1 protein-coding gene is annotated in these 897 nt (G+C 68.6%); it reads right to left on the bottom strand.

Annotation, left to right across the window (positions count from 1 at the left end):
- Positions 1-897: deoxyribose-phosphate aldolase (deoC, locus tag DA085_RS20675; protein ID WP_109474875.1), on the bottom strand; the 897-nt coding region annotated here is incomplete at both ends.

Genomic DNA, 897 nt, shown 5'->3' with positions numbered 1-897 from the left:
TGCAGGATCAGGTCGTTGAGCAGGCTGGAGGCACCGAACCGGAACCACTGGTTGGTCAGCCAGTCCGCCCCGGCGACCTCGTGGACGGTGACCAGGAACCTGATCGCGTCCTTGCTGGTGCGGATCCCGCCGGCCGGTTTCACCCCGACCATCTGCCCGGTCGCCTCCCGCCAGTCCCGCACCGCCTGCAACATGACCAACGTGACCGGCAGCGTCGCCGCCGGGGCCACCTTGCCGGTCGAGGTCTTGATGAAGTCACCCCCGGCCAGCATCGACAGGAACGAGGCACGGCGCACGTTGTCATACGTCACCAGCTCACCGGTCTCCATGATCACCTTCAACCGGGCACCCCCACACGCCGCCTTGACCGCGACGATCTGCTCGAACACGGCCAGATAGTCCCCGGACAGGAACGCCCCCCGGTCGATGACCATGTCGATCTCATCCGCCCCCGCACTGACCGCGTCAGCCACATCCGCCAGCTTCACCGCCACACTCGCCCGCCCCGACGGGAACGCCGTCGCGACCGCGGCCACCCGCACCCCACTCTGGCCCAACACGTCCCTGGCGTGGCCGACCATATCGCCATACACACACACCGCCGCCGGCCGCGGCGTGGACAGATCACTGGGATCCGGCGTCAACGCCCGCGCCGCCAACCCCCGCACCCGCCCCGGCGTGTCCGCACCCTCCAACGTCGTCAGATCAATCATCGAAATACACGTGTCAATCGCCCACGCCTTCGACGTCGTCTTGATCGACCGCGTCCCCAACACCGCCGCCCGCGCCTCCGCACCCACCTGATCCACCCCCGGCAACCCGTGCAACCACCCCGCCAACGCCCGATTCGACAACCGCGACACCCCCAACACCTCACGGGCACGGGCAGGCGCATCG

The organism is Ornithinimicrobium cavernae, assembly GCF_003121625.1.
GTDB lineage: Bacteria > Actinomycetota > Actinomycetes > Actinomycetales > Dermatophilaceae > Ornithinicoccus > Ornithinicoccus cavernae.
Note: the sequence above shows the minus strand (reverse complement) of the source record. Positions and strands in the feature narration are given on the sequence as shown.